Below are 21543 nucleotides of genomic sequence, written 5' to 3' on the forward strand. Positions count from 1 at the left end.
CGCCCCAGCCCCTCGGCTTCGTCGGCCTCGGCCAGATGGGCCTGCCGATCGCGAAGCGCCTGCTCGCCGCGGGCCACGCGCTGGTCGCCTTCGACTTGCGCGACGAGCTTCGTCCCGTGCTCGAAGCGGCCGGGGCCGAATGGGCCCGCCATGCCCGCGAGGTGGCCGAGCGCTGCGACACCGTCTTCGTGAGCCTGCCCACGCCGAAGGCCGTCGAGGCCGTGGTGCTGGGCCCGGACGGCCTGGTCGAGGGCGATGCGCTGAAGGTCTACGTCGATCTTTCCACCACCGGCCCCGAGGCCGCGCGCCAGGTGGCCGCGGCCCTTGCCGAGCGCGGCGTGACGGCGATGGATGCGCCGGTTTCCGGTGGCGTGGCCAGCGCGGAGCGCGGTGGCCTGGCGCTGATGGTCTCCGGGCCGCGCGAGGTCTTCGAGCGCCTGCGCCCGGTCCTGGGCAGCTTCGCCGCCAACCTGTTCCACGTGGGCGAGCAGCCCGGCATGGGGCACCTGATGAAGCTCATCAACAACCTGCTTTCGACCACCGCGCTCGCGGCGAGCTTCGAAGCCTTGAGCGTGGGCGCGAAGGCCGGGCTGGACCCGCGCACCATGCTCGAGGTGCTGTCGGTCAGCTCGGGCACCAACCATGCGATCGACTACAAGATCCCGCTGTTCCTGATGCAGGACAAGCCGATCGGCTTCGCGCTCGAACTGAGCATGAAGGACGTGCGGCTCGCGGTCGAGGCCGGCGAAAGGCTGTGCGGGCCGATGCGCGTCGGCCGCGTCACGCAACAGATCTGGCAGGAGGCCATGGACGCGGGCGGCCCGCAGCAGGACTACCTGCAGGTGGTGCGGCTGTTCGAGGCCTGGGCCGACGTGAACTGGGCGCACGGGGCCGAAGCGGCCCGGGCCGACGTGGCCCGCGAACCCGCCGCATGAAGGCGCCGAGCGTGCCGGCAGGCGTTGATGCGGGCTTTTTGTCCTTATCATCGCCCGATGACCAGTACCGCTGCCGCCAGGGCTCCAAGCGTCTCGAAGAAGCTCCCGGCCGCCAAGGTGGCCGAACGCCCGGCGGCACGCAAGGGTCAGGCGACCCAAGCGGGCACGGCAGGCGCATCACCCGATCAGCACGACAACGACCGCACCGGCAACTCGCGCACGCAGCAGGAGCGGCGCGCCGAGGCCGAAGCGAAGCTGCTGGCCACCGCCCGCCGGCTGATCGCGCGCCGCGGCTGGGCCGGCACCACGCTCGCGGACGTGGGCGAAGAGGCCGGGTACAGCCGGGGACTGGCGGGCCACTACTTCGGCAACAAGGCCGGCCTGTTGCGCGCCATCACCGAGCAGATCAACAACAACATGATGGAAGAGGTGCGCAAGGCACCGCCCGCCGAGCCGGGCCTTGCTTCCATCCTCGCCTTCATCGGCATCTACCTGGGCCGCAAGGACCCGGCGTGGACCAATACGCGTTCGCTGCTGAACCTGCTCACGCATGCCTTGCTCGAAGGGTCGGAGCATGCGGACCTGATGGTCAACTTCAACGTCTCGATGTTCAAGTACATCGAGGACCAGGTGCGCACGGGCATCGACCGCGGCGAGATCGATCCGACCCTTTCGCCGCCGATCGCGGCCGAGTTCATCGTCGGCACGCTGCGGGGCGTGGTGCTGCAGCGGCTGGTGAAGGGCGGCGAGATGCAGGTCAACAGCCTGCGCAAACACCTGCAGACGCTGATCGAGCACGCCCTGCGAGCGACCTGAGGCGTCTTCTCCTTCGAGGAGCGAGCCCATGTCGGTGGTGACGAGGCGCCGGCTCTTGCTGGCGAGCACGGCAGCGGCAGTGCTGCCGGCCTTTGCACAAGGCACCCAAGGCACCCAAGGCACCCAAGGCACCCAAGGCACCCAAGGCACCCAAGGCACCTATCCCGCGCGGCGCCTGGAGATCGTCGTGCCCTTTCCACCGGGCGGCACGGCCGATTTCCTGGGCCGGTTGTTGTCTCAGCACCTCTCGCAGGACTGGGCGCAGCCCGTCGTGGTGGTCAACCGCCCCGGCGCCACCGGCAGCCTCGGCGCGGACGCCGTTGCGCGCGCTGCGCCCGACGGCTACACGCTGCTGCTGACGAGCTGCCCGAACCGCAAGGTGCTGTTCACGCCCGCGCCGCCCGTCGCGGACCCGGCGCACGACCTGGTGCCGGTGGCCTTGCTGGCCAAGCCGCCGCTGGTGCTGGTCGCGCATCCCTCGCTGGGTGTGAAGAGCTTGCCCGAGCTGATCGCGCTGGCACGGCAGCGCAAGGACCTGAGCTACGCCTCCATCGGCCCCGGCACGCCCTCGCACCTGGCGATGGAGATGCTGAAGCGCTCGGCCGGCATTCCGCTGCTGCACGTGCCCTACAAGGGCAGCGGGCAGGCGCTGGGCGACCTGGTCGGCGGCACCGTGCCGCTGATGTTCGACAGCGTCGTGTCCTCGTCGGGCCACGTGCGCTCGGGCCGACTGGTGGCGCTGGGCGTCTCGACCGCAGAGCGCCTGCCGGCACTGCCCGAGGTGCCCACGATCGCGGAGTCGGGCCTCGCCGGTTTCGACGTGTCGACCTGGGCCGTGCTCTACCTGCCGGCGCAGACGCCGCAGCGCATCGTCACGGCCCTCAATGCCGCGGTGATCGATGTGCTGCGCCGCAAGGAGGTGGCGGACGCCCTGGCGCTGCAGGGCTGCATCGTGCCGCCGCCGCTGTCCCCGTCGCAGGTGGCGGCCTTCGTGCGCGACGACGTCGCGATGTGGCGCAAGCTGGTGGCCGAGGCGGGCATCCAGGCAGAGTGACACGGCGCCCGCGCCCGCTCCCGGGTGGGAGGCGCGGGCCGGGCCGATGTTGCGGCAGGCCCGGCAGGCCCGGCAAGCCTCAGCGGCCGCGCACGCGCTGCAGGTCTTCCTGCGCCGCGGCGGTCATGTCGCTGCCCAGGTCCTTCAGGTACTTCTCCTGCACCGGCTTGGCCGCCACGCGCATCCGCTCCATTTCGGCTGGCGCGATCTGGTTGACCTGCAGGCCCTTGGTCTTCATGCGTGCGAGGCTTTCATCGATCTGCTTGCGATTGAGCGCGCGCTGGCTGTCGCGCGATGCCGAGGCGCAATCGCGCAGCACGGCCTGCTCCTGCGGCGAGAGCTTGTCGAAGAGCGGCTTGGAAAAGATCATCATCGCCGGGCCGTACTGGTGCTGCGTGAGGCTCAGGTACTTCTGCACCTCGTAGAACTTGCTGGTCTCGGTGAGCCCGATGGAGTTTTCCTGTCCGTCGATGGTCTTGTTCTCCAGCGCCGAATACACCTCGGCGAAGGGCATGGCGACCGCGAAGCCGCCGAGCGCCTTGAAGGTGTCCAGCACCACCGGGCTCTGCGAGGAACGGATCTTCAGGCCGTGCAGGTCTTCCATCTTCTGCACCGGGCGCTTGGAGTTGGTGGTGTGGCGGAAGCCCACGTTGTAGTAGGTCAGGTGCACCACGCCGACGCCCGAGAGCTTTTCGGCCAGCAGCTTGCCGGCCTTGCCGTCGAGCGTGGCCTCGGCCTCCTGCTCGTTGGCGAAGTAGAAGGGCAGGTCCCACAAGGCAGCGCCCGGCGCCATGCCGGTGAAGTAGGACGGGCTGGTCACCGCGATGTCCAGCGTGCCGCTGCGCAACTGCTGGATGACCGGCAGGTCGCCGCCCAGGGCCGCGTCGAAGAAGTTCTGGATCTTGAGCTTGCCGCTCGACTTGTCGGCCGCGCAGCGCGCCACCTCGACCATGGCCTGCCCGAGCGAATGCTCCTTGGCCAGCACGATGCTGGCCCGGATGTTCCGCTCCTGGATCTGGGCCACGGCAGGGCCGGACGCCGCGAACAGGCCGGCGACGGCGGCGGAGAGGGCCGCGAGGCGGCCGATGTGCTTCGATGACATGGTGGGCTCCTTATGGATGGGGCGATCGGCTCGGGCTCAGGTGGTTTGGGTGGCTTGTGTGCCTTGTGTGGCTTGCGTGGATTCCGCAGGGGTCAGCAGCGATTGCGCGGTGACGGTGTCGGTGTCGCGGCCCGAGCGCAGCACCTGGCCGGGGAGGGCGCCCGTGGTCTTGCCCTTCGACACGATGGCCTGGCCGTTCACGAACACGTGGCTGATGCCTTCGGCCTCGGCGTAGGTGCGCGATGCGCCGGCCGGAAGATCGGCGCGCATGTGCACCGGCCCCGACGCGATGCGTTCGGGGTCCATCACGATCAGGTCGGCCTGCCACGACGTTTCGACGCGGCCGCGTCCGCGCAGCCCGAACAGGCGTGCGACGCGATCGGTCACGTGGTGCACCACCTCTTCGAGCGTCACGAGCTGGTGCTTGCGCACCGCGTATTCGATGAGCGTCGAGGTCTGGTTGAACTGCGCGAGAAAGTCCAGGTGCGCACCGGCATCGGAGCCGGCCACGATCGCCCGCGGGTCGCGCATGGTCTTGATGCGCTCCTTCCAGGTGTCTTCGGCATAGCCGCTGGGGCGCGGCAGCACGACCGTGCCCAGGTCGTCGGCGCAGACGATGTCCATCAGCGCATCGAAGGGCGCCTTGCCTTCGGCCGCCGCGATGTCGCCGACCAGCTGGCCGTCGTACTTGCGGTTCTCGGGCGCAACGGTGCTGACGATGCGCATCTCCGGCCACTTGGCGATGTTGGTGCGGGCCAGGTAGGCATCGTGCTGGTCGTAGTCGGCGGCGGCCTTGCGCAGGGCCTCGCGCTTGGCAGGGTCGCGCAGGATGGCGAGCCGCTCTTCGCGCGGGCAGGTCATCGCATGCTCCCAACCCGGAATGCCGTCGAAGATGAAGCCGGTGCCGAACGACAGCCAGTAGTTCGAGCCCGTGACGATGGTCTGCGCGAAGGTGGCGCCGCCGATCTTGCGCGCGTGGTCGGCAATGGCGAGGTTGGGCAGCGCGTCGTCGTGCGAATCGTCGGTGAAGACGATCACGCCCAGGTTGAGCGGCCGATTGGCGACGGCCGACATCTTGGCGAAGCGCTGGATCTGCGCGTCGTCCACGTAGGGCGGCTGGCCGCCGGCTTCGATGAAGGTGCCGGGGAACTCCTGCGTCGCGGCGCAGAGCGCCATGATCTCGTCGTCCGAGGCGTAGCGCGAGGGCACCTTCGAGCCCGCATGGTCGTTGTGCGTGTGCGCCCACGAGGTCGACAGGCCCAGGCCGCCTTCCGACAGGCAATCGCGGTACAGGTCGACCATCTGCTCCACCTGCTTTGGGTCCGCGTGCCCGCGCGTCGCGTCCTCGCCCATCACGGCGCGGCGCAGCGTCGAATGGCCGATCAGGAAGCCGGCGTTGATGCCCAGCTTGCCCTCGAGGCGGTCGAGGTAGTCGCGGGTGCTCGACCAGTCCCAGGCCGGCCCCTGCTCGATCGCCGACAGCTGCATGCCCTCGACCCGGCTGAGCATGCCCTGGATGTAGCTGCGCGAGCTGTCGACCAGCGGCGTGATGCCGAAGCCGCAGTTGCCCGCAATGATCGTGGTGAAGCCGTGCAGGCAGGACGGCGTGGCGTACGGGTCCCAGAGCAGCTGCGCGTCGAGGTGGGTGTGCACGTCGATGAAGCCGGGCGTGACCACCTGGCCTTCGATGTCCAGCACCTCGCGGGCGGGTTCGTCGATGGTGCCGATGGCGGCGATGCGGCCGTTGCGGATGCCGACGTCGGCACGGAAGCGCGGGCGGCCGGTCCCGTCGATCACGTGGCCGCCGCGGAGGATCAGATCAAGCATCGTGGATGTCTCCGTGTTGGGGTTGCAGGAAAAAGATGAAGAAGACGAAGAAGATGAAGAAAGCCAAGGTTGCGCTCAGGTGAGCCAGCGCAGGGGCACCATGACCAGTTCCGGAAACAGAACCAGCAGGAACAGGACGAAGGTCTCGGCCGCCAGGAAGGGCAGGCTGCCGCGGATCACGTCGGCCATCGGCACCTTCGAGACGCCGCTGAGCACGTTGAGCACGATGCCGACCGGCGGCGTGATCAGGCCGATGGCGTTGTTCATGATGAACAGCACGCCGAAGTACACGGGGTCGATGCCGGCCTGCCGGATGATCGGCATCAGCACCGGCGTCAGGATCATCAAGGTGGGCGCGAAGTCGAGGGCGGTGCCGATGATGACGACCAGCACCATGATCACGAACATCAGGAGCCGCGGGTTGTCCATGAACGGCTTCAGCAGCTCGGCGATCTGCTGCGGCACGGCCGACGTGGTGATGAGCCAGCCCGACACCAGCGCCGAAGCGATCAGGAACACGATCACGGCGGTGGTCTTGGCGGCCGACACCAGCAGCGGGTAGATGTCGCGCAGCTTGAGCTCGCGGTGCACCACCAGGCCGACCAGCATCGCGTAGAGGCAGGCCGCCACGGCGGCTTCGGTCGGCGTGAAGATGCCGAACTTCATGCCGCCGACGATGCCGAAGGGCATCACCAGGGCCCAGACCGCGTCGCGTCCCGCCTTCACGACCTCGCCGATCGGTTGTCGCGGGAACACCTTGACTTGATCGCGGCGTGCGACCCAGAGCCAGGTCAGCACCAGCGACAAGCCCATCAGCAAGCCCGGGAAGATGGTGGCCATGAAGAGCTTGCCGATCGACACGTTCGCGATCACGCCGAAGATGATCAACGCGCTCGAAGGCGGCATGCATGGCGCGATCACGCTGCCGCCGGCGATCAGCCCGGCCGAGCGCGAGACGTCGTAGCCTGCGTTGCGCATCATCGGGATCAGCAGCGTGCCGAGCGCCGCGGCGTCGGCCGATGCCGAACCGGAGATCGCGGCCATCACCACCGCGGCGAAGATCGCGACCAGGCCGAGACCGCCGCGCACGTGGCCGAGCATGGCGAGCGCGAAGCGCACGATGCGCTGCGACATGCCGCCCTTGTTCATGAGCTCGCCCGCGAAGATGAAGAAGGGGATCGACATCAGCACGTAGTTGTCCGCGCCCTCGATGAGCTTCTGCGACAGGATGGTGGTGTCGAAGGAGCCCTGGGCCAGCATCAGCGCCAGCGCACACACCAGCAGCGCGAACGCGATGGGCATGCTCACCGCCATGGCGGCCAGCAGCGAGCCGAGGAAGACCGTGACCGTCACAGCAGCGGCCCCTGGACGGATTCGGCAGGTTCGCGCGGCAGCACCGTGCCGATGGCGGCCGGACGGCGCAGCCCGGCCAGGCATTTCCAGAGCCGCCAGACCGTGACGGCGCCGATGCCGAGCGAGGCGATGTAGCCCACGCCGTAGACCCAGATCATGGTCATGCCGGTGGTCAGCGAGCGGTTGGAGGCATTCACCTCGTGCTGCCGCAGCGTGCCGTAGAAGATGAGGACGCAGCAGACCAGCACGCCCAGCTCGCTCAGGATGGTGCAGGCCAGGCGGCCCTTCGGCGGCAGCCGTTCGACGAACGACCCGACCCCCAGGTGGGCGCCTTCGTACGCCGCCAGCACGGCGCCCGTGAAGGTCAGCCAGACGAAGAGCGTGCGCGACAGCTCCTCGGTCGCCGGCAGGCCCGTGCCGGCGTAGCGCAGCACCACGTTGAGCAGCACGAGCCCGAGCATCACGGCCAGCATGGCGGCCAGCAGGCCTTCGAAGGCCTTCGTCACATAGTGGCTGTAGCGGCTCATTGAGATACCTTCGCCTTGGGGCTTGGCGCTGCCTTCAGGCGGCTTGATGTGCGGCCTGTTGCGCCGCCGGATGCCCGCGCTGGAAGTCGTTGCGGCCCGTGCGGTCCTTGCCGCGAACCAGCATCAGCGCACGCGTCTCGTGGCCGTAGCCGACCTCGCCGCGGTTGTGCGCCGCGTCGTGCAGGAACACGCTGTTGCCCGGCATGAAGCGCAGGGAATAGCCGCCGCGCGGCTGCATGCCGGTGTTGGCATGGCCGCCGTGGATCGTGAACACGTCGAACACCACCATCTGGCCAGGCTCGAGCTGCACGTCGACCGCTTGCGATTCGTCGAAGGTCTGCGGATCGAGGCTGCCGCCGAAGTACTCGCCGGGGCGGTGGGTGGTGTCGTGGTCGCCGACCTCGCGGGCGCGGTGCGAACCCGGAATGAAGCGCAGGCATCCGTTCTCGCGCGTGCTGGGCGTCACCGCGATCCAGACGCTGGTGGTGGCCATCGGCTCGATCGGGTAGGCGGTCGCATCGCGATGCCATGGGGTAACGGGGCCTTGCTGTGCGCGCTTGTAGAAGAGCACCGAGCCCCAGAGGATCAGGTCGGGGCCGATCAGTTGCTCCATGAGGTCGAGGATGTCGGGGTGCGCCGCGATGTCCAGGAAGCCCGGCGGAACCTCGAGCGACTGCGTGCCGCTGCCGGGGATGTGCACGCCCACGAGCGGCTGGTCGATGCGCTCGGGGTTGTCGGCGATCACGCGGGAGGTCAGCGCTGCGAGCTTCGCCAGCATGTCCGGCGGCAGGCGGTACGACGGCACGAGAAAGCCGTCGCGGTGATAGGCGGCCACTTCCTCGGGCGAAAGAATGCGATGGCCCGCAGGGGCCTGTTCACCGACCGGCATGTTCAATGTCTCCTGCACGTATGGGTTCGTGCTGGATGTCATCCTAGACAATTACTTGCTAGGTAGCAAGCAAAGATATATCGTGTGGACTTTCATCGACCCTCCACCTTTCATCGTCCGCGGCCGAGGCGATCGGCCGGGGCGCTTCCATCGCCATGAAACTTCAAGGTAAGAAAGCCATCGTCACCGGCGGTGCCCGGGGCCTGGGGCGCGCCTACGCGCTGCGGCTGGCCACGCTGGGTGCCGACGTCGCCATCATCGACCTGGACCTCGAGGGCGCCGCGCGCTACGGCGAGACGCTGGATGCGCCCAGCGTGGCCGGCGAGATCGAACGGCTCGGGCGGCGCGGCATGGAGATACAGGCCGACCTGTCGTCGAATGCGAGGGCGCGCGAAGCCGTGGAGGCCATCGCGTCGGCCTTCGGCGGCATCGACATCCTGGTCAACAACGCCGGCGGCGCGGTGACGCCGTCCGACCGCAGCGATGCGTCGGTGATGCCGGAAGAGGATCTGCGCACGCTGCTGGACGCCAACTTCATGAGCACGGTCTTCTGCTGCCAGGCGGTCGCGCCGATCATGAAGAAGCAGGGCAGCGGGACGATCGTCAACACGTCGTCTCAAGCCGGCGTGACCACGTACAACCACCAGGGGCGCATCGCGGGCTATGCGGCGGCCAAGGCGGCCGTCGCGCAGTACACGCGCTACCTGGCGGCCGAGCTCGGCCCGCACAGCATTCGCGTGAATTGCCTTGCGCCCGGCGTGATGCTGACCGCGCGCGTCGCGGCGCAGGCGGCGGCGCGCGGGATCGGCACCGAAGCGGAGATGCAGCGCCTGCCGCTGCGGCGCTTCGGCCAGGTGGAAGACTGCGCGGGCGTGGTCGAGTTCTTGACGACGGACCTGTCGCAGTACGTGACGGGGCAGGTGATCTCGGTCTGCGGCGGTGCCGTGTTGACGCCCAGCTGAACATGCCCGTCATCGATTCCCAGGTCCACACCTACGCGGCCGACACGCCGGAGCGGCCCTGGCATCGCGTGCCCGATTGGCCGCCCCACGTCACGGGCGACGAGATGGTGACGGCGATGGACGCCGTCGACGTCGACGGCGCGATCATCGTCTCGCCGTTCTCCATGTACCGCTACGACGCGAGCTATGCGGTCGCGGTTCAGCGTGCGCATCCGGACCGGTTCGCGCTCGTCGCGCCGGTCGATCCGGACGATCCTGCTGTTGGCGACGTCATCGCCGAGTGGAAGAACACGCCCGGTGCGGTCGGCGTGCGCGTCCTCATGGCGAGCGATGCACCGCGCGATCCGCGCGACCCTGGGCTGGCCCGCATCGCGCGTGCCGCGGCGCGCCTCGGGCTGGCCGTCAACCTCCATTGCTGGGGCACGCTCGATGCGGCGATGGCTTTCGTCGACGGGCATCCCGACACGCGGTTCGTGATCGACCATCTGGGCACGGTGCAGCCCTTCGTGCCGCCGGTGCCAGCCGGTGCCTGGGGCGAGTTGCCGAAAGTGCTGGAGATGGCGCGGCGGCCCAACGTGGCGATCAAGGTGACCGGTGCCTGCACGCTCTCGCGCACGGCCTTTCCATTCGCGGACATCTGGGATCCGCTCGCGCGAGTGTTCGATGCCTGGGGATTCGAGCGCTGCCTGTGGGGTACGGACTGGACCCGTGCACAGGCGCTCGTGAGCTACGCGGATGCGGTCGATGCGTTTCGCGTGACCGACCGGCTGAGCGATGGCGAGCGGGCCATGCTGATGGGCGGCGCTTGCGCCAAGGTGTACGGCTGGGCCCCGGCAGAGCGAAAAGGTGCGGCCCGCAGCGTGTGAGCAGCTTCATTGCCGGCGGGGCAAGCGGTCGCGTCATTGCGACCGCCGCTTCGACCTGATCAGCCGGTGACGATCCCCGCCAGATCGCGCCAGGGCCCGACCCAGCCCGCCAGCGCATCGGCAGGCGCCGATGCACCGGTTGCCGGCAGCCCGAGCACGCGCGCCGCGGCGTCGAGCGCGGCCACCGCGGCAGACGGCGTGCCGGTGTCGATGGGCGCGGCGCCGTTCTGCTTCGACAGCTTTTCGCCATCGGCGCCCATCACCAGCGGCGTGTGCAGGTAGCGCAGTGCGGGCAGGCCGAGCGCGCGCTGCAGCAGGATCTGACGCGCCGTGTTGTCGGCCAGGTCGACACCGCGCACCACGTCGGTCACGCCCTGGTCGGCATCGTCGACCACCACCGCGAGCTGGTAGGCCCAGGGGCCGTCGGCGCGCTGGAGCACGAAGTCGCCGACTTCGCGCGCGACGTCCTGGTACTGGCAGCCGAGGCGCCGATCGGTCCAGCACAGGCGTCTGGACGTGCGTGCGGACTCGTATTGCTCGGCGGCGAAGCGCCAGGCGCGCGCCGGCTTGCCGTGGAGGCCTTCGCGACAGGTACCGGGGTACACGCGCTCGCCGTGCCGGTGATGGGTGATGCCGTGAAGGGCCAGGGCCTCGTCGATCTCCTTGCGCGTACAGCCGCAGGGGTAGGCCAGGTGCAGGGCCTTCAAGTGCTCCAGCGCCCGTGCATAGAGGGCGCCGCGCTGCGACTGCCACACCGGTTGCGCATCGGGCAGCAGGGCGCAGTCGGCCAACTGCGACAGGATGTGCTCGCCCATGCCGGGCAGGCAGCGCTCGGTGTCGGCGTCTTCGATGCGGACCAGCCAGCGCGCCTGCGGTCCGCGTGCGCGCACGTCGAGCCAACTCGCGAGTGCGGCGACGAGGGAGCCGGCGTGCAGCGGACCGGTGGGCGACGGCGCGAAACGGCCGACGGCTGTCGTCATGCGGCTGGATTCAGGCGAGCTTCAATGCCAGGGAGAGGCCGGAAAGAAAAGCGTCTTCCACGCGATGCCCGATGCACCAGTCGCCGGCCACGCCGATGCCGGCGTTGGCGTCCCACAGGTGCGACTGGCCCAGCGGCTGCTCGGTCTTGGCCTCGGCCCAGCAGCGCGTTTGCGCATGCGAGGGCGTGGCGCGGATGCCGGTGATCTCGGAGAAGGCGCGCAGCAGCTTGGCCTCGATGCGGGACGCGTCGTCGCGCAGGTGCTCCTGCGACCAAGCGGCGCTGGCCTGCAGGGTCCAGCGCTCGATGCGGTCGCGGCCGGGCTTGGAGGATTCGCGTGCGAGCCAGGCCACGCGGTGGTGGTTGCTGCGCGCCGCGTTCCACTGCGGGCCGAGGAAGGAGAAGTCGGGCTGGTTGGCCTGGGGGAAGGCAATCATCAGCGTCCAGCAGGGCGCGATGCGCACGTCCTCGACCTTGGCCTGCAGCGCCGGTGCCACGCCGCCGAGCAGGTTGCGCGCCGGTCCCGGCGGCACCGCGAGCAGCACGCCGTCGAAGCCCGAGTACACGTGCTGCGCGTCGTCGTCGCCTTCGGTGCGCAGTTGCCAGCGGCTGGGGTCCAGGGCATCGCGCTCCAGGGACGTGACCCGGGTGTGCGTCAGGAGCGCGTCGCCCAGCGGCGCCGCCCAATGCGCGACCAGGGCATCCATGCCCGGCTGCGCCACCCAGTGCTGCTCGCGCCCCGGCAGGGCGGCTTCGGCCACGCGGCCGTGCGGGTCGAGCACGCGGACCAGGTTGGCGCTCCAGGGCCGGCAGATCGCCGCGGCGGTTTCGAGGGCACGGGCGAAGCGCGGATCGCGCACGGTGAAGTACTGGGCGCCGCTGTCGAAGCGGCCGAAGGGGGTGGACTCGCTGGCCATGCGGCCGCCCGGTGCGGCTTCGCGCTCGAACACGCTGACGCGATGCCCGGCCTGGACCAGGGTACGGGCGCAAGCCACGCCTGCCATGCCCGCGCCGACGACGGCGTAGTGGCGCGGGGTGGTGGATCGGTGGCGGTCGGCGGGTGGGCGAGGGGGCATGGTGCGGTGTCTCGTTGGCGGTGATCGGATAGGGCTGGGCCGACTCTAACCCGGCGGAGGCCACCGGCCACCGTCATCGGCCCCGGTGGCGCTCCAGCAGCGCGCGGCGCGTGCCCTCGTGTTCGAACTGTTCCAGCCACCAGGTGAGTGCGCGTCCGGGCTGGCCCGCGGTGCGTTCGCGCCAGGCGCAGTGCATGGTGGCCAGCGGCGGTGGCCGCTCGGTCCTGCGCTCGACCAGGTGGCCGGCGTCGATGTAGGGCCGCGCCATCGGCTCGGGCAGGAAGCCGCCGCCCAGGCCGTGCAGTTGCGCCGCCAGCTTGGCCGGCATGGATGGCACCGTGAGTACGTCCTGCCCGCTGACCAGGTTCACCGTCATGCTCGGACCGGCGCGCGAAGAGTCGGCCGCTGCCACGGCGCGGTGCTGGCGCAGCACGGCATCGGACAGGGCGCCGTCGATGCGCGCCAGCGGGTGGTGCGGCGCCACCGCATAGACGAAAGGCACTTGCCCGAGCAGCCGGCTGCGGATGCCGGTCGCGCCGAAGGCCAGGCTGGAGGCGTCGAGCACCGCGCCCACCGCCAGGTCGGCTTCGCCACTGCTGAGCGCCTCGATGGTGCCGAGCAGGGTTTCGTCGCGCAGCTTGAGGCGGGTGGGCGGATCGAGCGCGAAGAAGGCAGTGGCCAGATCGAGCATCGGATCGCGCGCGATCACGCTGTCGATGGCGATGGTGAGCATCGGCTCCCAGCCGGTGGCGACCCGCTTGACGCGGTTGGCCACCGCGTCGATTTCATTGAGCAGCCAGGCCGCTTCGCGCAGCAGCTCGGCGCCGGCTTCGGTCAGGCGCGCTTGCCGAGCGCTGCGGTCGAACAGCAGCACGTCGAGTGCGTCTTCGATCTGCCGCACGCGGTAGCTCAGGGCACTCGGCACCAGGTTCAGGCGGCGCGCGGCGGCGGCGAAGCTGCCCGTTTCGACCACGGTCTGCAGCATGGCCAGGGCATCGGGGGTGAGGACGTCGCGGGCGCTGTGCATGGCCGTTCATCGTTCAAAGAAATTGAATGATGCCATCAAATCCCAGCGCTTTTGCTTCAACGGTCGCGGCCTAAAGTCACAGACATCCGCTGCGCATGCGGCGCGGCATACCAGGGCTCCACAGTCGTCCCATCGAGGATGCCCGGAGCAGGAGATTCGATATGTTGAAGGTTCGCAAGTCACAGGAACGCGGTTACGCCGATCACGGCTGGCTGCGCTCGTTTCACAGTTTTTCGTTCGCGGGCTACCACGACCCGGCCTACATGGGCTGGGGCAACCTGCGGGTGATCAACGAAGATCGGGTGGCCGCCGGTGCCGGCTTCGGCACCCACGGGCACAAGGACATGGAGATCATCAGCTACGTGCTCTCGGGCGAGCTGGCCCACAAGGACAGCATGGGCAACGTGGAGTCGGTCCCGCCGGGCGACGTGCAGCGGATGAGCGCCGGGCGCGGCGTGATGCACAGCGAGTTCAACCACAAGGCCGACGAGACGACGCACTTCCTGCAGATCTGGATCGAGCCCAACGTGCGTGGCATCGCGCCGGGCTACGAGCAGAAGAGCTTCGGCGAAGCGGACAAGCGCGGCCAGCTGCGGCTGGTGGCCTCGCCCGATGGTGCCGACGGCTCGGTGCTGGTGCATGCCGATGCGCGGCTGTACGCCGGCTTGCTGGACGGCCAGGAACAGGCCGAGCTGACGCTGGACCCGGCGCGCAAGAGCTACGTGCACCTGGTCAAGGGCGAACTCGAAGTCAACGGCACGCGGCTTGCAACGGGCGACGCGGCCATGATCCAGGGCGAATCGCAGCTCAAGCTGGGCGAAGGCAAGGGCGCGGAAGTGCTCGTGTTCGACCTCGCAGCTTGAACCGGCGGGCCGATCCGAGGTCGATACACCACCGAAGGCGAAGGCCCCTCATGAACACACCCACCGAATTTCATCAACCACAGGAGTTTTCTTCCATGTCCACCACCACTGCCTCGGGCTACGCCGCCCCCGCTTCCGCCAGCGCCGCCCAGGACACACTGGCGCTGATCGGCCGCGTGCTGATCGCGCTGCTGTTCGTGCCCGCGGGCTTCAACAAGCTGATGGGCTTCGCCGGCACCGTCGGCTACATCGGCTCGGTCGGGCTCCCGCTGCCGCAGCTGGGCGCGGCCATCGCCGTCGTCGTGGAGCTCGGCGTCGGCCTGGCTTTCCTGGTCGGCTACAAGACGCGCGTCGCCGCCATCGTGCTGGCGCTGTTCACCATCGCGGCCAGCGTGTTCTTCCACAACTACTGGGCCATGCCGGCCGAGAAGGTCATGGTGAACCAGCTGATGTTCTTCAAGAACTTCGCCATCGCAGGCGGCCTGCTGGCCTTCGCAGCCTTCGGCGCCGGCCGCTTCAGCATCGATCGTCGCTGAGCGCGAATCGAAGAGAATGGGCGCCGCCCGGGTGGAAGCCCGGGCGGCGCTTTTTTTATCGCGCCCGCAGGAGATTCCATGAGCGAGATCGTCGTCGTCTTTCATTCGGGCTACGGCCACACCCAGCGCGTCGCGCAGTCGGTGGCCGATGGCGCCGAAGCCCAGTTGCTGCAGATCGATGCCGACGGCAACCTGCCCGCCGGCGGCTGGGAGCTGCTGGCCGCGGCCGATGCCATCGTGATGGGCTCGCCCACGTACATGGGCGGCGTGAGCTGGCAGTTCAAGAAGTTCGCCGATTCGTCCTCGAAGGTCTGGTACGTGCAGGGCTGGCGCGGCAAGCTGTTCGCCGGCTTCACCAACAGCTCGGCCATGAACGGCGACAAGGGCGCGACCCTCACCTATCTATGGCACCTGGCCAGCCAGCACGGAGGCCTGTGGGTGCCGTTGGGCATCCTGCCCAGCAACGACAAGGCCGCGCGGCGCGATTCGCTCAACTACGTCGGCGGCTATGCGGGCCTTCTCACCACCTCGCCCACCGACGCCAGCCCGGGCGAGATGGCCAAGGGCGATCTCGACACCGCATTCGCGTTCGGCGAAGAGGTGGCCCGCGTCGCTGCCTCGCGACCTTGACCCGGCCCATTCGAACATCCCCACGGAGAACAACGCCATGAGCGAACCCCAAGCGCAACTTCAACTGCAGCCGCACGACAAGGACCTGGGCGGCGGCTTCAATGTCCGGCGCCTACTGCCGGCCGCCAAGCGCCGGTCGGTCGGACCCTTCGTCTTCTTCGACCACTTCGGCCCGGCCACGGAAACGCCGGGCAACGCGCACGACGTGCGCCCGCACCCGCACATCGGCCTGGCCACGGTCACCTACCTGTTCGAGGGCGCGATGATGCACCGCGACAGCCTCGGCGTGGTGCAGGAGATCCGACCGGGCGCCATCAACTGGATGACCGCCGGCCGCGGCATCGTGCATTCGGAGCGCAAGCCAGAGCAGTTGCTCGATGCGACCTACGTCAACCATGGCCTGCAGCTCTGGGCCGCGCTGCCCCAGGCTCACGAGGAGGTCGAGCCCAGCTTCGCGCACACCGCGGCCGAGGACATTCCGGCGGTGGAAGTGCAGGGCACCGCGGTGCGCGTGCTGGTGGGCGAGGCCTTCGGCGTGCGCTCGCCGGTGGAGACCTTGGCGCAGACCCTCTACCTCGACCTGGCCCTGCCGGCCGGCGCACGCTTCGAACTGCCGCCGTTGACCGCGGAAATGGCGATCTACCTGGTCGACGGCGCGCTCCGGCTCGACGGCGTGCCGGTGGCGCAGCACACGATGGCGGTGCTGCCGGAAGGCCAGGGCGGCGTGATCGAGACCGACGCCGCCGTGCGCGCGGTGGTCATCGGCGGAGAACCACTGGACGGCCCGCGCTACATCACCTGGAACTTCGTCAGCAGCCGGCGCGAGCGCATCCTGCAAGCCGGCGACGACTGGGCGGCACAGCGCATGGGGCACGTGCCGGGCGAGACCGAGTTCATCCCGCTGCCGGGGCACCCGTTCAAGGTGCAGGCGCCGCCGGATACGGGGACCACGCCGGCCTGAGGCTCAGCGCTTGATCGCGAGATCCGGATCTTCCTGCGCTCGGGCGCTGATGCCGTTGGCGCGCGGTTGCAGGTCCGGCGACAGCGTCTCGCGGCCGTCGAACACGAAGCATTCGCCGCGGTAGTGCGCGCCGCCGACTTCCTCGAAGTACTTGAGGATGCCGCCATCGAGCTGCAGCACGTCGGCGATGCCTTCCTCGTGCATCAGGATGGCGGCCTTCTCGCAGCGGATGCCGCCGGTGCAGAAGCTCACGACGGTCTTGCCGGCCAGCTGGTCGCGGTGCGTGCGCAAGGCCTGTGGGAATTCGGTGAACTTGCGGATGCGCCAGTCGATCGCGCCCTCGAAACTGCCGTGGTCCACCTCGAAGGCATTGCGCGTGTCGAGCAGCACGAGCGGCTTGCCGGCGTCGTCGTGGCCCTGGTCGAGCCAGCGTTTGAGCGTCGGCGCATCCACGCTGGGCGCGCGGCCCGTGGATGGCTGGATGGCCGGGTGATCCATGCGGATGATCTCGCGCTTGAGCTTGACCAGCATGCGCCGAAAGGGCTGGGTGGCGGACCAGCTTTCCTTCGCTTCGAGTTCCGCAAAGCGCGGATCGGCGCGCAGTGCTTGAAGGAAGGTTCGGACACCGGCCTCGGCGCCGGCCACGAACATGTTGATGCCTTCGGGCGCCAACAAGATGGTGCCCTTGAGGGCGAGCGCGTGGGTGCGGGAACGCAGCGCCTCACGCAGCGCTTCCCCGTCGTCGATGGCCACGAAGCGGTAGGCCGCGATATTCAGAATCTCTTGCACGGGGGCGGATTGTAGGGATCCTTAACTCACAGGATGAAAGGGTGGCTTTCTACAATCGAAGCCATGTTCGTTCACCTGCGCCTGCACACCGAGTTTTCCGTCGTCGACGGCACCAACCGCATCGACGAAGCCGTGAAGGCCGCCGCCGCCGACAAGCAGCCCGCGCTGGCGATCACCGACCTCAACAACATCTTCGGCGGCGTCAAGTTCTACAAGGAAGCACGCGGCAAGGGCGTCAAGCCGGTGCTGGGCGCCGAAGTGTTCGTCGACGGCCTGGGCAGCGAGCCCGGCATGCTGAGCCGCATCGTGCTGCTGGTGCAGAACTTCGAAGGCTACCTCCACCTGTCCGAACTGCTGGCGCGGGCCTGGACGCAGAACGTGAGCCGGGGCCAGTCGCAGGCCGCCTGCAAGCTGGCCTGGCTCGAAGAACTGCAGGGCGGGCTGATCGCTTTGTCCGGCGCGCAGGCCGGGCCGCTCGGCGCGCCGCTGTTGCAGGGCCAGGCCGAGCGCGCGGCGGAAGTCGCGCTGCAGATGGCGGGGTTGTTTCCGCACCGCTTCTACATCGAACTTCAGCGCGCCGGCCGTCCCGAAGACGAGCCGCACGTGGTGGCCGCGGTGCAACTGGCCGCGCGGCTCAATCTGCCGGTGGTCGCGACGCATCCGGTGCAGTTCGCCACGGCCGACGACTTCGAGGCACATGAGGCGCGCGTGTGCATTTCCGAAGGCGAGATCCTGGGCAACCCGCGCCGCGTGCGTCGCTTCACGCAGCAGCAGTACTTCAAGTCGTCAGCCGAGATGGAGGCGCTGTTCGCCGACGTGCCGAGCGCGCTCGCCAACACGGTGGAAATCGCCAAGCGCTGCAACCTCACGCTCACGCTGGGCAAGCCGCAGTTGCCGAACTTTCCGACGCCGAACGGCATGCCGATCGAGGAGTACTTCCGCCACGCATCGTTCGAGGGCCTGGAAGAGCGTCTCGCGCATCTGTATGCCGACGCCGCCAGGCGCGATGCCGAACGGCCGCGTTATGTGGAACGGCTCGAGTTCGAGATCAACACCATCCTCAAGATGGGCTTCCCGGGCTACTTCCTGATCGTGGGCGACTTCATCAACTGGGCCAAGAAGAACGGCTGCCCGGTGGGCCCGGGCCGGGGCTCGGGGGCAGGGTCGCTGGTGGCCTATGCGCTGAAGATCACCGACCTCGACCCGCTCGAATACAAGCTGCTGTTCGAGCGCTTCCTGAATCCGGAGCGCGTGTCGATGCCCGACTTCGACATCGACTTCTGCCAGGGCAACCGCGACCGCGTGATCGACTACGTCAAGGAAAAATACGGACGCGACGCGGTGAGCCAGATCGCGACCTTCGGCACCATGGCGGCGCGCGCCGCCATCCGCGACGTGGGCCGGGTGATGGACATGAGCTACACCTTCTGCGACGGCATCAGCAAGCTGATTCCGAACAAGCCAGGCATGTCGGTCACGCTGCAGTACCCGCCGGTGCCGAAGGTCGAGGGCGACAAGAACAACTACGCGATCGAGATGGAGCCGCAGTTGGCGGCGCGCATCGAGAAGGAGGAAGAGGTCCGCACGGTCGTCGAGATGGCGCAGAAGCTCGAAGGCATGACCCGCAACATCGGCATGCACGCCGGCGGCGTGCTGATCGCGCCCGGCAAGCTCACCGACTTCTGCCCGCTCTACCAGCAGCCGGGCAGCGACTCGGCCGTGAGCCAGTACGACAAGGACGACGTGGAGGCCATCGGCCTCGTGAAGTTCGACTTTCTGGGCCTGGCGACGCTGACCATCCTCGAGATCGCCAAGGAGTTCATCGTCAAGCGCCACAAGGGCCAGGAGAACTTCGCCTTCGAGAACATCAAGCTCGACGACACGCCGACCTACCGGCTCTTCGCCGACGGCAAGACCGAGGCGGTGTTCCAGTTCGAATCGCGCGGCATGCAGGGCATGCTGAAGGACGCGCGGCCGACGCGGCTGGAAGACCTGATCGCGCTGAACGCGCTGTACCGTCCGGGCCCGATGGACCTGATCCCGAGCTTCGTGGCGCGCAAGCACGGCCGCGAGCCGGTGGAGTATCCGCATCCGCTGGTGGAGGAGATGCTCTCCGAGACCTACGGGATCATGGTCTACCAGGAACAGGTGATGCAGACCGCCCAGATCCTGGGCGGCTACTCGCTCGGCGGCGCCGACCTGCTGCGCCGTGCGATGGGCAAGAAGAAGGCCGAGGAAATGGCCGAGCACCGGCTCACGTTCCGCGCCGGTGCGGCCAAGAACGGCATCGTCGAAGAGAAGGCCGACGAGATCTTCGACCTGATGGAGAAGTTCGCGGGCTACGGCTTCAACAAGTCGCATGCCGCGGCCTACTCGCTGCTGGCGTACCACACGGGCTGGCTCAAGGTCCACTACACGGCCGAGTTCTTCTGCGCGAACATGACCGTGGAAATGGACGACACCGACAAGCTCAAGGTGTTGTTCGAGGACGCGCAGAAGAAGTTCGGCATGAGCTTCGAGCCGCCGGACGTCAACCGCGGCTTCTACCGCTTCGAGCCCGTCACCGACAAGGTCATCCGCTACGGCCTGGGCGCCGTCAAGGGCACCGGGCAGTTGGCGGTCGAGGCCGTGGTGCGCGCGCGGGAGGAAGGCGGTGCCTTCAAGAGCCTGTTCGACTTCTGCGTCCGCGTGGACCGCCAGCGCATCAACAAGCGCACGGTGGAGGCGCTGATCAAGGCCGGCGCGTTCGACTCGCTGCAGCAGAACCGCGCGGCGCTCGTGGCGTCGATCGACCGCGCCTTCGAATTCGCGAGCGCCACCGAGGCCAACGCCTCGCAGGCCGACATCTTCGGCGACTGCGAGCACGGCTCGGCCACGCAAGAGCCCGAGCTCATCGACGCCACGCCCTGGGGCGTGAAGGAACGCCTGACCTACGAGAAGACCGCCATCGGCTTCTACCTGTCGGGCCACCTGTTCGACGAGGTGGCGCACGAGGTGCGGCGCTTCTGCAGGCGCGAGATCGACGACCTGATGGACAGCCGCGAGCAGCAGGTGATCGCCGGCATCGTGAGCGACATGCGCGTCATCAACGGGCAGCGCGGTCGGCTCGCGATCTTCAAGCTCGACGACAAGTCGGGCTCGATCGAGGCCACGGCCGACGAGGCGCATATCAACAACAACCGCAACACGCTGAAGGAAGACGAACTCGTCATCGTCAGCGGCCGCCTGCAGCCCGGCCGCGGCGGCTTCGAGGCGCGCTTCCAGGTGCAGCAGGTGTGGGACCTGGCGACCGCGCGCTGCCGCTTCGGCAAGTTCCTGCGCGTGGCGGTGAACGGCAAGGCGCCCGACATCGCGCGGCTGGTGCGCGAGTTTCCGCCGCGCACCGAGCAGAGCGAGCACGGCGAGTTGCTGCAGGGCCTGGGCGTGCGGCTGTCGATGGCGCGCAATGGCGCGCAGGTCGAGCTGCAGCTGGGCGAGCGGGCGAAGTTCTTTCCCACCGATGCCGCGCTGGCCAGCTGGATGGCGCAGGCCGAGGCCGGCAAGGCCACGGTGATCTACGAATAGAGATGCAGGTGTGGCGCCTGCCGCTACGCTGAGCCCCTGGTCCGCCGCGCCGCTGATCCGCTGATCCGCTACGTGGTGGACGCCTCGTTCAGCGCTTCGGCCGCAGCGTGACGATCAGCCGCGGCGGCACGGTGCCGTCGACGTCGCGTGGCAGCTTCTCGGTCTTCTGCAAGGCGCGCAGGGCGGCTTCGTCCCAGTTGGTGAGGCCGCTGCTCTTGACCAACTGAGGCGTGCCGACGATGGTGCCGTCGGGCGCGAGGCGCACGTCGAATTCGGCGCCGGGGTTGCCGTTGACCAGGTCGGCCTCGGGATACACCACGTTGGGCCGCACCGCGGCTGCCACCTTGCCGCCGTAGCTGCCTGACGGCCCGGACGAGCGTGCCGCATTGCCTTCGCCGCCGGTGCCCGCCATGGCCTGCATGCGCTTGAGGGTGGCGGCGCGGTCGGCGGCGGATTGAGCGGCCGCCTGCTGCGCGGCCTTGGTCTCGGCTTCCTTCTTCTTCGCGGCTTCGGCCTCTTGCTTCTTCTTGGCTTCGGCCAGCTTCTGCTGCTGCTCCTTCTTGCGCTCGGCCTCGTCTTCGGCGCGCTCGCGGGCTTCTTGTTCTTTCTTTTCCTGCGCGGCCTTGCGGGCGGCCTCGGCCTTTTTCTGTTGCTGCTGCTTGGCGAGTTCTTCCTCGCGCTCGCGTTCGCGCTCCTTCTGCTCGCGGAGCTTTTTCTCGCGCTCGAGTGCGATGTCGGGCGCCTTCGGCGGCGGCGGCGCCGGCTCGGGCGGGCGTGCGGCCTGAGG

Annotated in this window: 20 protein-coding genes; 10 read left to right on the forward strand and 10 right to left on the reverse strand. The window is 68.6% G+C overall.

All coding sequences use genetic code 11. The annotated features are described in order from the left end of the window. The 3 genes from B0W80_RS30110 to B0W80_RS30120 form a co-directional block, all read left to right on the forward strand. The coding region (locus B0W80_RS30110; RefSeq protein WP_083745730.1) for an NAD(P)-dependent oxidoreductase at positions 1 to 935 on the forward strand (935 nt) is incomplete at its 5' end. A 57-nt stretch (positions 936 to 992) separates the two neighbouring features. After that, complete coding sequence (locus tag B0W80_RS30115) at positions 993 to 1751, forward strand: TetR/AcrR family transcriptional regulator (protein ID WP_179107057.1); 759 nt, start codon at positions 993 to 995, stop codon at positions 1749 to 1751. Between the two features lie 28 nt (positions 1752 to 1779). Further along, positions 1780 to 2805: a tripartite tricarboxylate transporter substrate binding protein gene (locus B0W80_RS30120; RefSeq protein WP_077002833.1), complete on the forward strand. Its 1026-nt coding sequence runs from the start codon at positions 1780 to 1782 to the stop codon at positions 2803 to 2805. A 79-nt stretch (positions 2806 to 2884) separates the two neighbouring features. On the opposite strand, the gene B0W80_RS30125 is transcribed toward B0W80_RS30120, so the two are convergent. The 5 genes from B0W80_RS30125 to B0W80_RS30145 all read right to left on the reverse strand — a co-directional run bounded on the left by B0W80_RS30125 (position 2885) and on the right by B0W80_RS30145 (position 8503). Beyond that, positions 2885 to 3907 (reverse strand): DctP family TRAP transporter solute-binding subunit, encoded by a 1023-nt coding sequence (locus tag B0W80_RS30125; protein ID WP_077002834.1) that lies wholly within the window; start codon positions 3905 to 3907, stop codon positions 2885 to 2887. A gap of 36 nt (positions 3908 to 3943) precedes the next feature. Continuing rightward, positions 3944 to 5734 (reverse strand): amidohydrolase family protein, encoded by a 1791-nt coding sequence (locus tag B0W80_RS30130; protein ID WP_077002835.1) that lies wholly within the window; start codon positions 5732 to 5734, stop codon positions 3944 to 3946. Between the two features lie 75 nt (positions 5735 to 5809). Then, positions 5810 to 7087 carry a TRAP transporter large permease gene (locus B0W80_RS30135; RefSeq protein ID WP_077002836.1) on the reverse strand — a complete coding sequence of 426 codons (1278 nt, stop codon included), beginning with the start codon at positions 7085 to 7087 and terminating at the stop codon, positions 5810 to 5812. Continuing rightward, complete coding sequence (locus tag B0W80_RS30140; RefSeq protein WP_077002837.1) at positions 7084 to 7614, reverse strand: TRAP transporter small permease; 531 nt, start codon at positions 7612 to 7614, stop codon at positions 7084 to 7086. The genes B0W80_RS30135 and B0W80_RS30140 overlap by 4 nt, the downstream gene beginning before the upstream one ends. Positions 7615 to 7648: 34 nt before the next feature. Continuing rightward, complete coding sequence (locus B0W80_RS30145; RefSeq protein ID WP_077002838.1) at positions 7649 to 8503, reverse strand: phytanoyl-CoA dioxygenase family protein; 855 nt, start codon at positions 8501 to 8503, stop codon at positions 7649 to 7651. A gap of 155 nt (positions 8504 to 8658) precedes the next feature. Between B0W80_RS30145 and B0W80_RS30150 the strand changes: the two genes are divergently transcribed. After that, complete coding sequence (locus B0W80_RS30150) at positions 8659 to 9465, forward strand: SDR family NAD(P)-dependent oxidoreductase (protein WP_077002839.1); 807 nt, start codon at positions 8659 to 8661, stop codon at positions 9463 to 9465. A 2-nt stretch (positions 9466 to 9467) separates the two neighbouring features. Continuing rightward, positions 9468 to 10331: an amidohydrolase gene (locus tag B0W80_RS30155; RefSeq protein ID WP_077002840.1), complete on the forward strand. Its 864-nt coding sequence runs from the start codon at positions 9468 to 9470 to the stop codon at positions 10329 to 10331. A gap of 59 nt (positions 10332 to 10390) precedes the next feature. Here B0W80_RS30155 and gluQRS read toward each other — a convergent pair whose 3' ends face one another. The 3 genes from gluQRS to B0W80_RS30170 all read right to left on the reverse strand — a co-directional run bounded on the left by gluQRS (position 10391) and on the right by B0W80_RS30170 (position 13413). Then, complete coding sequence (gene gluQRS, locus B0W80_RS30160) at positions 10391 to 11311, reverse strand: tRNA glutamyl-Q(34) synthetase GluQRS (RefSeq protein WP_077002841.1); 921 nt, start codon at positions 11309 to 11311, stop codon at positions 10391 to 10393. Positions 11312 to 11321: 10 nt separating this feature from the next. Beyond that, positions 11322 to 12386 (reverse strand): NAD(P)/FAD-dependent oxidoreductase, encoded by a 1065-nt coding sequence (locus tag B0W80_RS30165; protein WP_256856729.1) that lies wholly within the window; start codon positions 12384 to 12386, stop codon positions 11322 to 11324. Between the two features lie 73 nt (positions 12387 to 12459). Next, a complete protein-coding gene (locus B0W80_RS30170; RefSeq protein WP_077002842.1) occupies positions 12460 to 13413 on the reverse strand; it encodes a LysR family transcriptional regulator in 954 nt (317 codons plus the stop codon). A gap of 161 nt (positions 13414 to 13574) precedes the next feature. On the opposite strand from B0W80_RS30170, the gene B0W80_RS30175 reads away from it, so the two are divergent. The 4 genes from B0W80_RS30175 to B0W80_RS30190 all read left to right on the forward strand — a co-directional run bounded on the left by B0W80_RS30175 (position 13575) and on the right by B0W80_RS30190 (position 16403). Further along, the gene (locus B0W80_RS30175) at positions 13575 to 14276 is read left to right on the forward strand and encodes a pirin family protein (protein WP_077002843.1); all 702 of its coding nucleotides are present in this window, start codon (positions 13575 to 13577) and stop codon (positions 14274 to 14276) included. 95 nt (positions 14277 to 14371) lie between these two features. Continuing rightward, entirely contained in the window at positions 14372 to 14812 is a 441-nt protein-coding gene (locus B0W80_RS30180; RefSeq protein WP_077002844.1) for a DoxX family protein, read from the forward strand. 78 nt (positions 14813 to 14890) lie between these two features. After that, the gene (locus B0W80_RS30185) at positions 14891 to 15442 is read left to right on the forward strand and encodes a flavodoxin family protein (RefSeq protein ID WP_077002845.1); all 552 of its coding nucleotides are present in this window, start codon (positions 14891 to 14893) and stop codon (positions 15440 to 15442) included. A 37-nt stretch (positions 15443 to 15479) separates the two neighbouring features. Further along, the gene (locus B0W80_RS30190; protein ID WP_077002846.1) at positions 15480 to 16403 is read left to right on the forward strand and encodes a pirin family protein; all 924 of its coding nucleotides are present in this window, start codon (positions 15480 to 15482) and stop codon (positions 16401 to 16403) included. A gap of 3 nt (positions 16404 to 16406) precedes the next feature. On the opposite strand, the gene B0W80_RS30195 is transcribed toward B0W80_RS30190, so the two are convergent. Further along, positions 16407 to 17192 carry a sulfurtransferase gene (locus B0W80_RS30195; RefSeq protein WP_077002847.1) on the reverse strand — a complete coding sequence of 262 codons (786 nt, stop codon included), beginning with the start codon at positions 17190 to 17192 and terminating at the stop codon, positions 16407 to 16409. Positions 17193 to 17255: 63 nt separating this feature from the next. On the opposite strand from B0W80_RS30195, the gene dnaE reads away from it, so the two are divergent. Continuing rightward, positions 17256 to 20756 (forward strand): DNA polymerase III subunit alpha, encoded by a 3501-nt coding sequence (gene dnaE / locus B0W80_RS30200; protein ID WP_077002848.1) that lies wholly within the window; start codon positions 17256 to 17258, stop codon positions 20754 to 20756. An 88-nt stretch (positions 20757 to 20844) separates the two neighbouring features. On the opposite strand, the gene tolA is transcribed toward dnaE, so the two are convergent. Next, positions 20845 to 21543: cell envelope integrity protein TolA (tolA, locus tag B0W80_RS30205; RefSeq protein ID WP_077002849.1), on the reverse strand; the 699-nt coding region annotated here is incomplete at its 5' end.

The organism is Variovorax sp. KK3 (genome assembly GCF_001984055.1).
Classification (GTDB): domain Bacteria; phylum Pseudomonadota; class Gammaproteobacteria; order Burkholderiales; family Burkholderiaceae_C; genus Variovorax.